The sequence below is a fragment of the Micromonospora sicca genome, from assembly GCF_003172935.1.
GTDB classification, from domain to species: Bacteria; Actinomycetota; Actinomycetes; order Mycobacteriales; family Micromonosporaceae; genus Micromonospora; species Micromonospora sicca.
Genome location: NZ_QGKS01000301.1, coordinates 13,804 through 27,517 on the forward strand (window position 1 = coordinate 13,804; position 13,714 = coordinate 27,517).

Sequence of the window (13,714 nt, forward strand, 5' to 3'; positions counted from 1 at the left end):
GATGACTGTAGTAGGCACTCGGCCGGAGATCATTCGCCTCTCGCGGGTGATGAGCCAGCTGGACCGAACCGTCGATCACGTACTCGTTCACACCGGGCAGAACTGGGACCCGACGCTGTCCGAGGTCTTCTTCGCCGAGCTCCGGCTGCGTGAGCCCGACCGGTTCCTGCGGGTCGACACCTCCTCGGTGGCCAGGGTGTTCGCCGGCGTACTGACCGGCGTCGAGCAGGCGATCAACGAGCTGCGTCCCGACGCGCTGCTCGTGCTCGGCGACACGAACAGCTGCATCGCTGCCCTGATCGCTCGGCGGATGCGCGTACCCGTGTACCACATGGAGGCGGGCAACCGGTGCTTCGACCTCAACGTGCCCGAAGAAACCAATCGCCGGTTGGTGGACCACGTCGCCGACTTCAACCTGGTCTACACCGAGCACGCCCGGCGCAACCTGCTCGCCGAGGGTCTGCACCCCCGCCGCATTCTGCACACCGGTTCACCGATGCGGGAGGTGCTCGACCACTACCGCGACGACATCCGAAGATCACGGATTCTCGAGCAGCTCGAACTGGCCCCGAAGGGGTACTTCGTGGTCAGCGCGCACCGCGAGGAGAACGTCGACAAGCCCGCGCGGCTGAAGCGGCTGCTCGACTGCCTGCGCGCGGTCCGGGACGAGTGGCAGTTACCGGTCCTGGTATCCACCCATCCGCGTACCCGGAAGCGGCTCGAGGCTCTAACGGTGGATGCCACCACATTGGACGGGATCGCGTTTCACGAGCCGTTCGGTTTGTTCGACTACGTCCAGCTCCAACGGCACGCGCGCTGCACGCTGTCGGACAGCGGCACGATCAGCGAGGAGAGCGCCATCCTCACCTTCCCGGCGGTGACCCTTCGGGAGTCGATCGAACGTCCGGAGGCGCTGGACGCCGGCGGGATCATCATGACCGGCCTGGAGCCGCAGGGGGTGCTTGAGGCGGTCCGGGTGGCGGTCGCCCAGTTCTCGGTTGACGGTGTGCCGTGTCCGTCCGACTACCAGGTGCCGGACACGTCCCGCCGGGTTGTCGACTACATCCTGTCCACGGTCCGGCGCCACCACGACTGGGCAGCAATCCGGCGCTGAGAATGTCGTCCGTCCACCATCGGCCAACACATCGAACCCTACAGCGAGGTGACCAGGTGAGAATTCTTTCACCCGCTCGATTCAACCGCTGGACCCGAGCGGGAGCACTGATCGCGGTCCTCGCGTTTCTGCTGACGGGCGTCGGCGTCGGGGGCTGGCTTTACCTGCGGTCCATCGACAGGAGTGTCAAGAGAGTAGACACCTTCGAACAGATTCCCCCCGACCAGCGGCCGGTCCGGGCCGCGGACTCCGCTCTCAACTTCCTCGTCGTCGGCACGGACGAGGCCGATCCGGGAGGCGCGCGGCCGCGAACGGACACCATCATCCTGGTCCACGTTCCGCACAGCCGGGACCGGGCGCAACTCGTCTCGATTCCCCGCGACACCTGGGTGACCGTGCCGGCCTCACCGGGCGGTGACCAGCCAAGGCCGGCGAAGATCAACGCCGCGTACGCCTGGGGCGGCACACCGCTGCTCGTGCGTACCGTCGAGAGCGTCACCGGCGTCCGGATCGACCACGTCGTCATCGTCGACTTCGCCGGATTCGGCCGTGTCATCGATGCTCTCGGAGGCGTGGACGTCCCGGTTGACGCCCCGTTCACCTCGTTCAACGCCAATGGCGCGGTGTTCCAGCCCGGCACCCACCGGATGACCAGCGCGGTGGCCCTCGAGTACGCGCGCGAGCGCCACCAGTTCGCCGACGGTGACTTCAGTCGGGTCCGGCACCAGCAAGCGATCCTCGCGGCGGTGCTACAAGAGGCCACTCGCAAGGGTGTCCTGACCGATCCGGCCCGCCTCAACAGCTTTCTACGCGCCATCGCGGGCGCCGTGCAGGTCGACGAGAACCTCTCCATCACCGACACCGTCTGGGGCCTCCGACAGGTCGGGGCCGACAGCCTCGTCATGCTGACGAGCCCTTCGGCCGGAACCGGCATGGTCGGTGACCAGAGCGTCGTCCTGCCCGACCGGGCAGCGGCCGCCCGGCTCTACCAGGCGATCAGTACCGACACCATGGACCGGTGGTTGGAGGAAAACCCTCGCTGACGCCCGCCGGCGGACCCGAACCTCGGTACGCCTCCCCCCCCCGCCAGCGGAGCCCGACGGCCGTTCAGCGACGCAGGCCGTCGAAGAAGGCGCCGAGGGTGGCGGCGTAGGCGCGATAGTCGAACGACTTCAGCGCGCGTTCCCGGGCCGCCACGCGCATCAGAGCCCGTTCACCGTCGCTGAGCCCAGCCGCCCGCCGGATCACCTCCGTCAGGCTTGCCACCGAGTCGTCGGGACAGACCAGCCCTTCAACGCGGTGGTGGAGGTACTGCCCCATGTCGCTGGTCAGGTTGGCGAGCACGGGCACACCGTTGGCGAGACTCTCACAGAACTTCGTGGAGAACCCCGCGTTCGAAGCGCGCTCGGGTCGACGAAGCAGCACGCTGAAGTCGGCTCGTTGCAGCGCGAGTGGGACCTCGCGCTGCGCCAACCGCCCCATCGCCCGTACGTTGTCGGGCAGCCGTCCGCCGACCATGGCGCGTACCTCGTCCACCGAGGGACCGAGAACCCGCAGCTCGACCGGCGCCTCGACGCTGTGCGCCCGCTCCACCGCGGCGACCACGTCGGCGAGCAGATCCTTGTTGTTCCTACCCGGGTTCCCCGCGTACACGAGGGTGAGGCCGGACCCCCGCTGTGTCCCGGGCGCGGTGAGGGGAAGGTTCCGCACGTCCAGAGTCGGAGGAACCCGGACCACGGCGCCAACCCGCGCCGCGTAGTACGTCGCAAGCCACGTGCTGATGGCGACGACCCCGTCGCACCGTGGGTAGTGGTACTGCAGCGCCAGCTTCATGCTCACGTGCAGCGGGCCGAAGGTCCCGCCCCGGACGCACCGCCCGTTGTACCAGTCCACGACATCGATCACCAACGGCACCCGATGACGCTCGCACCATCGCCTCAGGTGGAAGGCGTACTGCGCCTGCCCCCCATGGACCAGCACGTGCGACGGCCTTGTCGGCTGCTCGTCCAGCCAGCGCACCGTGCGTCGTCCCCAGGTGATGAGCATCCGTACGGACGCGTCGATCAGACCCGCTCCGGCCGCCGGTGCCTCACCGAGGCCGACGTGGGACACCGATCCCGGCCCCTCGACCCCGGGCAGTACGGTGGGAGTCCGCGGCTCCGGATCACCACTGGCCACCACCACGTGCTGGCCGGCGGCCGCCAGGGATCCGACGAGGCCGAACACTCGCCGAGAACCCGGCTCCCCCCATGGGAAGAGGAACGGGCCGACGCAGGCTATCCACTCCCCGGATCGTCTCATGACCAGCCCCCTGCGCCGACCTGCCGCCGTTCGCCCTGCTCCGCGGCCTTACGAAGAACGTCCGCGAAGCGCGCCGCCACTCGTTCCCTGCGGTGGTGACGCTCCGCGTGAGTCCGACCGTTACGGCCGAACTCATGCCAGGAGGACGTGTCGAGGCACAGCTTCCACAGCTGCTCGGTCACCAGGTCGGGGTCCTGCACACCGACAACGACCCCGGCTCGCGCCGAACGGATGTACGCCATCGAGGCGAGCTCGGCCGGACCGTGACCAAAGATCGGCCTGCCGGCGGCAAGGTACTGGGGAATCTTCGTCGAAACCGAGTAGCGCGTGTACCGGCGGGTGTCCTCCGCGAAGCTCTCGACGTGCACCAGAATGTCCGCAGCGGCCAGAGCATCGGACACCTCGTGGCTGGCGAGCGACCGTCCAAAGTGCACCTGTGGGTGCCCGGCGAAGGCCCTCCGGTAGCGTTCGACGTCCTCGGCAGGGCAGTGCATGGTCAGCCGGACCGGGTTAGCAGCCGCGCTGATGGCCTCAGCGCTGGCCGCGATGTTCAGCAAGGACCGCCAGCGGTCCAGGTGAAGCGCCCCGACGTAGACCAGGTTCGTCACCGGACGGTCCCGGCCGACTGGCTGCGGCTGCGGGGTTGCGAAGAAGTCAGCATCCACCGAGTTCGCGAAGATCTCGAAGGGAATGCCGTACCGCCGCTGGTACTCCTCGGCCATAGGCTCGCTGATCGCCATGCCGGCGGGTGCGAGTCTGATCAGCTTCCGGACCGCCGACCGCAACGCCCTCTCGGCTATGCCGCCCAGTTCACCGTGGGGGTACAGCGTCGCCGGCCAGTCGTCGGTGAAGTGCGGTACGAGTGGCACCCCGCAGACCTCGGCCGCACGGAAGGCCAGCCTGGTCAACCGGACGCTGCCGAGCATCGAGTAGACCACGTCGGGTTGGTAGTCCCGCAACCAGCGCACCACTCGAGGCGGGACGTGCAGCGGGCTGAGGTCGGCCAGGGCGACGAGGTGCGCGTAGACGGCCGCGACTGCGCGACGTCTGTCGGCGGCCTCGCGGACGGCGGCGATCGCCGGGATGCCCTGCAACGGTGTGCTGCCGTTCCAGCCGAGCATCCGCAGGGCGTAATACTGCGGCGGCAGGTAGTGCTCCCGCGGCGGGAAGTGCAGGAGTTTCTCGCATACCTCCGTCGACGGCTCGGTGCTGGCCGTGTAGACCTGCGCGAGTCGGTCCTTCGGCCAGCCATGGAAGAGGTTGGACAGGGTTATCGTCGTGCCGGTGGAGCGGTCAAAGGGCATGTGCCCCACCACCAGCACCCTGGGCACAACGTCATGTTGGGATTCCATCGCACATCACCTCTCGACTGTCCTCGGGCGCACACCGAGTGCCAGCGCCCGGCGGTAACCATGGATCGCCGCCGGGACGACCGTCAGCACGTAGCAGGCCGTTGCGACGTACGGCACCGCCGTGATGCCGAACCAGCGCGTCCCATACCACTTGCCAACCACGGACAACGCGAGGTAGGCCGCGTATCCGACCAACTGCGGACGGACCACCCCGGCCGCGTTCTGCACCATGAACACCGGCGACGTGGCCGCCAGCGTCAGCCACCACACCGCCATGCCCAGTAGGAGCCAACGGTCCCCGAACGGCACTGACAGCCAGGTGACGAAGAGCTGTTCACCCCAGGCCACCAGGACCACCGCCGGCAGCAGGACGACGGCCGTGGAGACCACAGTCATCCGGCGCGCGATACGCCGCACCCAAACCACCCGCCCGCCGGCGAGAGCCTCGCCGTGCGCCGGCCAAAACGGCTGGTTGACCAACACCACGACGACGCCGAGCTGGGTGAACAGCTTGGCCGGGACGGCGTACGCCGTGACGTCAGCCAGCCCCCTCGTGTGCGCGATGATCAGACTGTCTGCGTTGTCGGCGAGCGTCATCAGAATCGTGACGACGCCAAACAGGCCACTGATCCGCAGCAGCTCCCGGCCGGTGGGCGGATCGAGGGCACCCCACCTCGGCGTGAGGTCGGGCAGATCCCTGGCGAAGGTCCAGCCGGTGTTGACGATGTTGGTGAGCACCGGGCCGGCGACGGCGGCGGCGACCACCGCCCGGGCGGGTAGTCCGGCATGCACTGCCCCGAATGCCAGCGGTAACGACATGGCCACCCCGGCCGCCTGCCAGATATTGCTCCTCGCCCCCATCCCGTACGCGTACTGGACGCGGCTCACCAGGGACAAGGGCATGTTCAGCAAGAACGCAGTCAGACCTATCAGCGTCACCGCCCGGGCATCGGCGGGCGACACCGAATCTGGCGCATTGAATATGGTCCGCCATTGGACAAGGTCGGAGACGAGCCACAGCAGCGCGCAACCCGCCACGGCGATCCCCGACACCATGGCGTACGCGCTGGAGACGTAACGACGGGCCAGGCGCGAGTCGCCGCTGGCATGACAAGGCGCCAGCCTGGTGAGCAGGCCATTGCCCAGTCCCAGGTCGGCGAAGGCGGCCATGCCGGTCAGGGCTATCACGGCCATCCACAGCCCGTAGAGATCGGGTCCGAGGTACGACAGCGTTACCGGTACCAGCATCAACGGCACGACGGCGCTGACCGCCCGCGCCACGACTGCGCTGGCGATCCAGGGAGCGAGTCGGCTGGTGCCGAGCCCAACCGGTTCGCGCCAGCCGGGCCGGGTGCTCTGGGGCTCGTGTATTCCGATCGGAGGCGTCCCGGATGGCGCGGAGCTCTCTACGAGCCTACCCGCCAACGGATCAGCCAGATGGTGGTCCGACCGGGAGGAGGTGCGACCGGCGGTCACCGGGGCGCGTCCGCGGCCGGTACGGGCCCGGCGCCGGGGGCTCCGGTACGTGCGGGCACCGGGGGGTAGGGCCGCACCCCCGGCGTCTGATCCATGTCTCGCCCCCACCCCGTCGAGTCAACACGAGGCCCAACGGAGCACTAGGGCATAAGTTACGCATATCGGACTGCAACCCTTCGCAGTGCCGGCCAAGGTGCACTACGGAGGCGGCCGCATGTCCTGTCGATCGGCCTGCCGGCCCGCAAGGCGCGCCCGCAAGCTCCAAGAAGCATCGGGCGTAGTTGACGGCGGCTGCTGCTGATGTGTTGGGTATCGGCGCATCAGGGGATCCCTTGGTGCTCGGATGGTGATCGGACGTCGGTGGACCGGCGCGGACGCGCCACTCCCTCGGCCGAACTTCAGCCTCTTCCACGACGATCTGAATCCATTGCTGTTAATAATGTATCGCCCGGACCTGCTGGGATCCGCCGAGATGGAGTCGGACCGAGTGGAACCGAAATGGGGTGTTCGAGTCGACGTCGTATCGCATAGACAATCATCTGTCTACGGATCAGAAGGTTAGGGGTTCGAGTCCCTTCGGGCGCACAGCAAGTCAAGGGCCGGTTTCCCGTCACGGGACCGGCCCTTGATCGTTTTGACCCCCACGGCTGACCCCTACGCCTACGCGTCGAAGTGGGGGGATCCGTGGGCAGTTTCCTGGACCGCTTCCGCAAGGTCGACCGAGGTGAGCCTCCTCCGGGTATGAACCGGGAAGGCGAGTTGGAGGGCACGCGCTGACGGTTCGCGGGCCGCCCCCACGGACGACGCCGACTCCCGTACGGTGCGCTGATGCGTCACCCCGTACTCCTGACCCTGCTCCTACCGCCGCTGCTCGTCGCCGGCTGTACATCCGACCCGACGACCCCGGCAGGCGCCTCCTCGTCCCCCTCGACCAGCCCGAGCCCTACCGCGCCGGCGGTCGACTACACGCCCTGGCAGGCGGGGCGTTCCACCCCGGTGGCCGACCCGATCTACCCGGCCCGCGGGACCGCGGCGCTGGACGTCCTGCACTACGGCCTGGTCCTCGACTGGGCGCCGCCGACGAAGACCCTCGCCGGCACCGCCACCCTGCGCATCCGGCCCACGAAGGACGCGCCCAGCCTCGTCCTCGACTTCATGCCGTACCAGGTGGACGGGGTGACGCTGGACGGGACGACGGTGACCGGCACGGTGGCGAAGGAGAAGCTGACCGTCGCCGCCCCGGTCACCGCCGACAAGCCGGTCACCCTGGTGGTGAAGTACCACGGCAAGCCGAAGACCACCCCGATGCCGTCGCACCGCAAGGATGTGGAGGCCCTGGGGCTGACCGTCACCAAGGAGGGCGGCCTCTGGACCATGCAGGAGCCGTTCGGGGCGTTCACCTGGTATCCGGCGAACGACCAGCCGTCCGACGAGGCGCTCTACGACATCCAGGTCACCGTGCCGGCGGGCTGGTCGGCGATCGCCAGCGGCACCCCCGCCAGCCAGTCCGGCACCACCTTCACGTACCGCAGCGTCGACCCGGTGGCCAGCTACCTCACCACCCTCGCGGTCGGCAAGTACCAGAAGCTGACCGTCAAGGGACCGCGCGGGCTTCCGCTGACCTACTGGTACCGCAAGGGCACGGACGACAAGCTGCTGCCGTATCTGAAGAAGTCCCCGCAGTACATCGCCTGGCTGGAGAAGCGGTTCGGGCCGTACCCGTTCCCGACCGGCGGAGTCGTGGTGGTGGACTCGGCGTCCGGCATGGAGACCCAGCAGATGATCACCATGGGCCGGAAGATCGAGAACACCAAGGCCCGCCGCGACCGCTGGGGCGTCGACCTGCTGCACGAGTACGCGCACCAGTGGTTCGGCGACTCCGTCACGCCGACCACCTGGACCGACCTGTGGCTCAACGAGGGTTTCGCCACGTACGCCCAGGACCTCTACACCCAGGACACGTTCAACCTCAGCGACGCCAGCCTGGACCGGTACACGCGCCAGGCCGACGCCGCGCTGCGCAAGAAGCTGGGCCCGCCCGGCAAGCCCAACCCGAAGAACTTCGCCGAGGGCAACGTCTACCTCTGCCCCGAGGCGATGCTCCGGGAGATCCACAACCAGATCGGTGACAAGAAGTTCTTCGCGCTCGCCACCGCCTGGGTACAGGAGCAGAAGAACACCCACCAGGACCGCGCCTCGTTCATCGCGTTCGTCAACAAGCAGACCGGCCGCGACTTCACCAAGCTGATCAACACCTGGCTCGACTCGAAGACCACCCCGAAGTCCATCACCGTGAAGTGAGCGCCGCCGCGTCGGCGCCGGACACCGTTCCGGCGCCGACGCGGCCCGATCACATCCGCTCGGGCGTACGGATGCCCAGCAGGTGCAGGCCCTGCCGCAGCACCCGGGCGGTCAGGTCGCAGAGCACCAGCCGGCTCCCCCGTACCGGCTCCTCGGCCCGCAGCACCGGGCAGCGCTCGTAGAACGCGCTGAACGCGGTGGCCAGCCGGTGCAGGTAGGCCGCCAGGTGGTGGAACTCCAGGCTCCGCTCCACCTGGGCGACCACCGCGCCGAAGCCGACCAGCTCGAAGGCGAGCGCCCGCTCCGCCGGCTCGGCCAGCGAGACGCTCGCGTCCGGCCGGGCCGCCACGCCGGCCCGGCGGAAGATCGACCGGATCCGGGAGTACGCGTACTGCAGGTAGGGCGCCGTGTTGCCGTCCAGCGACAGCATCCGCTCCCAGTCCAGCACGTAGTCCCGCTGCCGGTCGTTGGAGAGGTCGGCGTACTTGATCGCGCCGATGCCGACCGCCCGGCCCACCTCGGCCGCCTCTGCGTCGCCCAGCTCCGGGTTCCGGCTCCGGGTCAGCGCGGTCGCCCGGGCCACCGCCTCCTCCAGCAGGCCGACCAGCTTCACCGACTCGCCGGCCCGGCTGCGCAGCATCCGCCCGTCCGGTCCCAGGATCGAGCCGAACCCGACGTGCTCCGCCCGCGCCGGCGGGGTCAGCCAGCCGGCCTGCTCCGCCACCGCGTACACCATCTCGAAGTGCCGCCGTTGCGGCAGGCCCACCACGTAGAGCAGCCGGGTCGCGCCCAGCTCGCCGGTGCGGTGCCGGATCGCCGCCAGGTCGGTGGCCGGGTAGCCGTACCCGCCGTCGGACTTGCGGACGATCAACGGCAGCGGCTCCCCGTCCCGGCCGACCGAGCCGGGCGGGAAGACGCAGGCGGCGCCGTCGCTCTCCCGGAGCAGCCCGAGCCGGTCCAGCTCCGCCACCACCGGGCCGAGCAGGTCGTTGTAGCTGCTCTCGCCGTGGAAGTCGCGGTCGGTCAGGGTCACGTCGAGCAGGTCGTAGACGGTCAGGAAGTAGCGTTCGGACTGCTCGACGAGGAGCCGCCACAGCCGCAGCGTCGTCTCGTCGCCGCCCTGCAAGGACACCACCCGCAGCCGGGACCGCTCCCGGAACGCCTCGTCGGCGTCGAACTTCGCCCGGGCGGTCTTGTAGAACGAGTCCAGGTCGCCCATCGACAGCTCGTGCGTCGCCTCGGCCTCGCCCAGGTCGACCAGGTGCTCGATCAGCATGCCGAACGGCGTGCCCCAGTCGCCCAGGTGGTTGGCCCGGACCACCCGGTGCCCCAGCGACTCCAGCAGCCGGGCCGCCGCGTCGCCGATCACTGTCGATCGCAGGTGCCCGACGTGCATCTCCTTCGCCACGTTCGGCGCCGAGTAGTCGACCACCACCGTCTCCGGGGCCGGGCTGGCCGGCACGCCGAGCCGCGGGTCGGTGGCCAGCGCGGAGACCAGCCCGCCGAGGGTCCGCTCGGCGACGGCCAGGTTGATGAAGCCCGGTCCGGAGACCTCCGCCGCCGAGCAGAGGTCACCCAGCTCCGCGCGTGCCAGGACCTCCGTGGCGATCGCCCGCGGTGGCCGGCCGAGCCGCCGGGCCAGCGCCAGCGCCGCGTCGGACTGGAAGTCCGCGCGCTGGGAGCGCCGCACCACCGGGTCGACCGGTACGCCGGCCACCGCCGTGAACGCCGGCGCCAGCCGGTCGGTCAGCAACTTCTCCAGATCCATGGGTACGCCGATCTCGCTCGGATCCGCCTCACGCGGATCTCCGGACGGGGGATGCGGGCGGACCGAGGACGATCGGCGAAGACCGGCGGCTCGATCCGCCGGTCGCAGGAAGGACGTGCTCAGCGCAGGCGGTCGAAGGATCGCCGGCGTCGCGCCGCACCGACCGAAACGTCGCAGGACGTCGGCGCGAGGGTGCGGGAGCTGGCCATGGAAGCAGCCTAACCGGCCGGCCCGGGTACGGCGCAAGGCGGTACCCGAGCCGGCTGTCCGCGTACCCGGAAGGTCAAGCCGGCGTGGCGGCGGCCTTGCGGTACCGCTCGGCCCGCCGCCGCACCTGGCTGTACGCGCTGGTCAGACCCATCGCCCGGCGGACCTCCACCAGGGTCCGGCGGACCTGCTCCCGGGTCCGCTCGGTGCCCTCGAAGATCAGCTGGTCGACCAGGCCGCGCTCCGCCTCGAACCGGGCCCGGCGTTCCCGGATCGGGTCGAGGAACCGGTTGAGCGCGCCCGCCAGCTCCTCCTTGACCTCGACGTCGCCCACCCGACCGGCCCGGTACCGCGCCTTGAGCTCGGCCACCCGGGCCCGGTCCGGGTTGAACACGTCGTGGAACGCGAAGACCGGGTTGCCCTCCACCGTCCCGGGCACGTCGGCGCGCACCCGGTTCGGGTCGGTGTACATCCCCATCACCTTCCGGCGGACGGTCGCCGGGTCGTCGGAGAGCGCGATCGCGTTCCCCTTGCTCTTGCTCATCTTCCCCTGGCCGTCGGTGCCGACCAGGGCGGGCGTGTCGGAGGCGACCAGCTCCGGCACCGGGAAGACGTCGCCGTAGAGGTGGTTGAACCGGCGGGCGATCTCCCGGGTCACCTCGACGTGCGCCGCGTTGTCCCTGCCCACCGGGACGACCTGCCCCTTCACGCAGAGGATGTCGGCGGCCTGGAGAACGGGGTAGCCGAGCAGCCCGTAGGGCATCTCCTCCTTGCCGGCGTCCCGGGCCATCTCCTTCAGCGACGGGACCCGCTCCAGCCGGGGCACGGTGACCAGGTTCTGGAAGAGGGTGTTCAGGTCGCCGACCTCCGGGATCGCCGACTGGAGGTAGAAGGTGGCCCGGGCCGGGTCGACCCCGGCGGAGAGGATGTCGGTGACCATCTCGCGGGCGTTGTGGGCGACCTGCTCGATGTGCTCGCGGGTGTTCTTCGTGGTGAGCATGTGCAGGTCGGCGATGATGAAGAAGCTCTCGTACCGCTGGTGCAGCTGCACCCGGTTGGCGATGCTGCCGACGTAGTGGCCGAGGTGCAGCCGCCCGGTCGGGCGGTCGCCGGTGAGCATCCGTGCTGCGGACATGGTGGTACGCCTTTCGTGCCGAGGATCGGGTGAGGAACGCGCGGGCGCGCGGAGAGACCCGGGGTGTGCCCGGATCAGTGGAGTCGGCTCGTCAGAGCGCGAACCGCCATCGCCCGCCGGCGCGGAACCGCAACCCACCGGCACGGAGTACGTCGAGGATCTGCTCCCGACCGTCGTCGACGCGGAGCGGGAGAACCGGCGGGGCAACCGCCGGGAGACCGTCGACGGTCTCCGGGGCGCTGGTGCTCGGCCGGACCATGGCTCCACGGTAGCCGTCGGGGCGTCCCGACGGGAGCCGGGTCAGCCGTGGCGGTAACTCTCCTCGTAGTAGCTGCCCACCTGGTCCCGGTACGCCGGCCGGTCGAAGTCGTCCGGGTCGAAGGCGGGCGAGTTCCGCACCTGGTCCCGGGTGCGGTCGACGTGCACCGTGCGCTCCAGGTGGTCGACCCTGGCCACGGTCCCGACCGGCAGCAGCACCTTCCGCCCGAAGATCCACGGACCGGCCTCCACCACCAGGTACCGGGCGTCCGCGCTCGCCTCGTCGACCGAGCCGATCCGGCCGTCGGTCGCCTCGACCCGGTAGCCGGTGAGGTCGACCGGCGTGCCCGGTCCGGGTGCGTCCGGGCCGCCGCCACCCGCCGGCCGCTGCCGCGGCACGTCGGACGGGGTGGTCTCGTCGTACCCGCCGGCCAGCGCCGAGGGGTCCCGCCAGGTCCAGGGATTGAAGGGCTGCACGGCCACCTCCGGTACGTCGTAGCGACTCCGGAAAATTGCCCGGCCGACCTCCGGCGGAAACACCCCGGCATTTCCCGGGGCCCCCCACTCCGTCAGGAGATACCTCAGCTGCTTCTGACCTCCACGCCCCGCCGGCCCGCCCTCGCCGTCGGCCGCTGACCTGCCCCGCTGGCATACTGGCCAGCCATGGTGCTGTCGCGTGGCTGGTCGCTCTTCCTGGTCGGGGTCGGGGTCTGGACCTGGGTGATCTGGCCGAGGTTCGCGGTCGCCATCTGGAACGACCCGCGTTCCTGGTCCACCGGCACGGTCGGCGAGGGCGCGGCCACCAGCTTCCTCTGGGTGCACGCGCTGCTGATCGCCGCGTCGCTGGCCATCGGCACCACGGTCGGCGTGCTCGGTGTCCGCGGGTGGCGGGCGGCCCGCCGCCGCGCCGGCCGCCCGTCCGCCTGACCTCCACTTCCCCTCCCGGGCGCCGACCGCTCGTTGCGCCGGAGAGCAGGGCCATTTGCCGTACGCCGAGCTGCCTCGCCTCGCCGTCGACCGTGGGCAGCAGGTCGGCGCCCGAGCGGCCCGGGTCCGATCCGAACGTGGTGGCCGGGAGCGGCAGGGGAACAGACAGCGCCGGCAGCGGGTTGCACCCCCTGTCAGCGGGTCCGTCGACCCCCCGGCCGCCGGGAACCGACCCGGCCACACCGCCGCTGAGCAGCGGAAATAGTCTCGCGGTGATGATGTGACGCGGGACGCTACCCACGGATTTGACGATCAAACCCGCAGACGCGTAACTTTCTCTCTGCCAGCGCGGAACGGACGAAACAGGCGAAAGACCTGACAGGCCGGAGCGCGGGAATGACCCCCAGGGGCGGATGGTTACACTCATCAGGAACCTGGGACCGGGCGGTGCCCCGGATTCGCCGAGAGGCGGATTTGGCGAGGCGGAACCGACCGGGTAAGGTTGTCGATCGGCAGGGAAGCGGACGAGTTCGCGGGTGACCGCGGCGGCCGTCCTGCCAAATCCGATGATCAGGCGCAGCGGTTCGCTGCTGCGCGTGCTCATCGGCGCCAACCCGTACCAAGCGTGACACACCGGGACACACCGGTTGACACGCGGAAGACGGCGAGGTAACGTAGTAAAAGTGCCCGGCGCGAGAGCGGCGGGTGCGGACGGACGAAATGCCCCGGATGGGGGTCCTACTGGGTGGGGCTTCTGGATGGTGTGTGGTTGTTCTTTGAGAACTCAACAGGGTGCTTGATAAGCCAGTGCCAAATTGATTTATACCCCGGACTGGCAGTTCTCCTTTGGGGGGATTGTTGGTTGGGATTCCTTT

General features: G+C 69.6%; 11 protein-coding genes. 4 read left to right on the top strand and 7 right to left on the bottom strand.

The genetic code is table 11. The features are described 5' to 3' along the window. Window position 1: 1 nt before the first annotated feature. Both wecB and DKT69_RS25200 read left to right on the top strand, forming a co-directional pair. A complete protein-coding gene (wecB, locus tag DKT69_RS25195; RefSeq protein ID WP_255420229.1) occupies window positions 2–1,114 on the top strand; it encodes a non-hydrolyzing UDP-N-acetylglucosamine 2-epimerase in 1,113 nt (370 codons plus the stop codon). A 56-nt stretch (window positions 1,115–1,170) separates the two neighbouring features. Then, window positions 1,171–2,157 carry an LCP family protein gene (locus tag DKT69_RS25200; RefSeq protein WP_236648270.1) on the top strand — a complete coding sequence of 329 codons (987 nt, stop codon included), beginning with the start codon at window positions 1,171–1,173 and terminating at the stop codon, window positions 2,155–2,157. Between the two features lie 64 nt (window positions 2,158–2,221). Here DKT69_RS25200 and DKT69_RS25205 read toward each other — a convergent pair whose 3' ends face one another. From DKT69_RS25205 to DKT69_RS25215, 3 genes are all read right to left on the bottom strand, one after another. Continuing rightward, on the bottom strand, window positions 2,222–3,340 hold the full coding sequence (locus DKT69_RS25205) for a glycosyltransferase family 4 protein (RefSeq protein WP_236648278.1): 1,119 nt from the start codon (window positions 3,338–3,340) through the stop codon (window positions 2,222–2,224). Between the two features lie 71 nt (window positions 3,341–3,411). Continuing rightward, window positions 3,412–4,767, bottom strand: a complete 1,356-nt coding sequence (locus DKT69_RS25210; protein ID WP_236648288.1) for a glycosyltransferase — start codon at window positions 4,765–4,767, stop codon at window positions 3,412–3,414. A 6-nt stretch (window positions 4,768–4,773) separates the two neighbouring features. Then, window positions 4,774–6,048 carry a lipopolysaccharide biosynthesis protein gene (locus DKT69_RS25215; RefSeq protein ID WP_236648297.1) on the bottom strand — a complete coding sequence of 425 codons (1,275 nt, stop codon included), beginning with the start codon at window positions 6,046–6,048 and terminating at the stop codon, window positions 4,774–4,776. A 1,023-nt stretch (window positions 6,049–7,071) separates the two neighbouring features. Here DKT69_RS25215 and DKT69_RS25220 point away from each other — a divergent pair. Beyond that, the gene (locus tag DKT69_RS25220; RefSeq protein ID WP_109803988.1) at window positions 7,072–8,544 is read left to right on the top strand and encodes a M1 family metallopeptidase; all 1,473 of its coding nucleotides are present in this window, start codon (window positions 7,072–7,074) and stop codon (window positions 8,542–8,544) included. 49 nt (window positions 8,545–8,593) lie between these two features. Here the strand turns inward: DKT69_RS25220 and argS are convergent, their stop codons facing one another. The 4 genes from argS to DKT69_RS25235 form a co-directional block, all read right to left on the bottom strand. Further along, complete coding sequence (gene argS, locus DKT69_RS25225) at window positions 8,594–10,312, bottom strand: arginine--tRNA ligase (RefSeq protein WP_109803989.1); 1,719 nt, start codon at window positions 10,310–10,312, stop codon at window positions 8,594–8,596. A gap of 283 nt (window positions 10,313–10,595) precedes the next feature. Continuing rightward, entirely contained in the window at window positions 10,596–11,654 is a 1,059-nt protein-coding gene (gene trpS / locus DKT69_RS25230) for a tryptophan--tRNA ligase (protein ID WP_109803990.1), read from the bottom strand. 91 nt (window positions 11,655–11,745) lie between these two features. Further along, window positions 11,746–11,913: a hypothetical protein gene (locus DKT69_RS39140; RefSeq protein WP_201749849.1), complete on the bottom strand. Its 168-nt coding sequence runs from the start codon at window positions 11,911–11,913 to the stop codon at window positions 11,746–11,748. 41 nt (window positions 11,914–11,954) lie between these two features. Next, window positions 11,955–12,389, bottom strand: coding sequence for a PRC-barrel domain-containing protein (locus DKT69_RS25235; protein ID WP_109803994.1), 435 nt, complete (start codon window positions 12,387–12,389; stop codon window positions 11,955–11,957). 186 nt (window positions 12,390–12,575) lie between these two features. Between DKT69_RS25235 and DKT69_RS25240 the strand changes: the two genes are divergently transcribed. Then, a complete protein-coding gene (locus DKT69_RS25240; protein ID WP_109803991.1) occupies window positions 12,576–12,839 on the top strand; it encodes an SCO4848 family membrane protein in 264 nt (87 codons plus the stop codon). The last annotated feature ends 875 nt before the right edge of the window (window positions 12,840–13,714 follow it).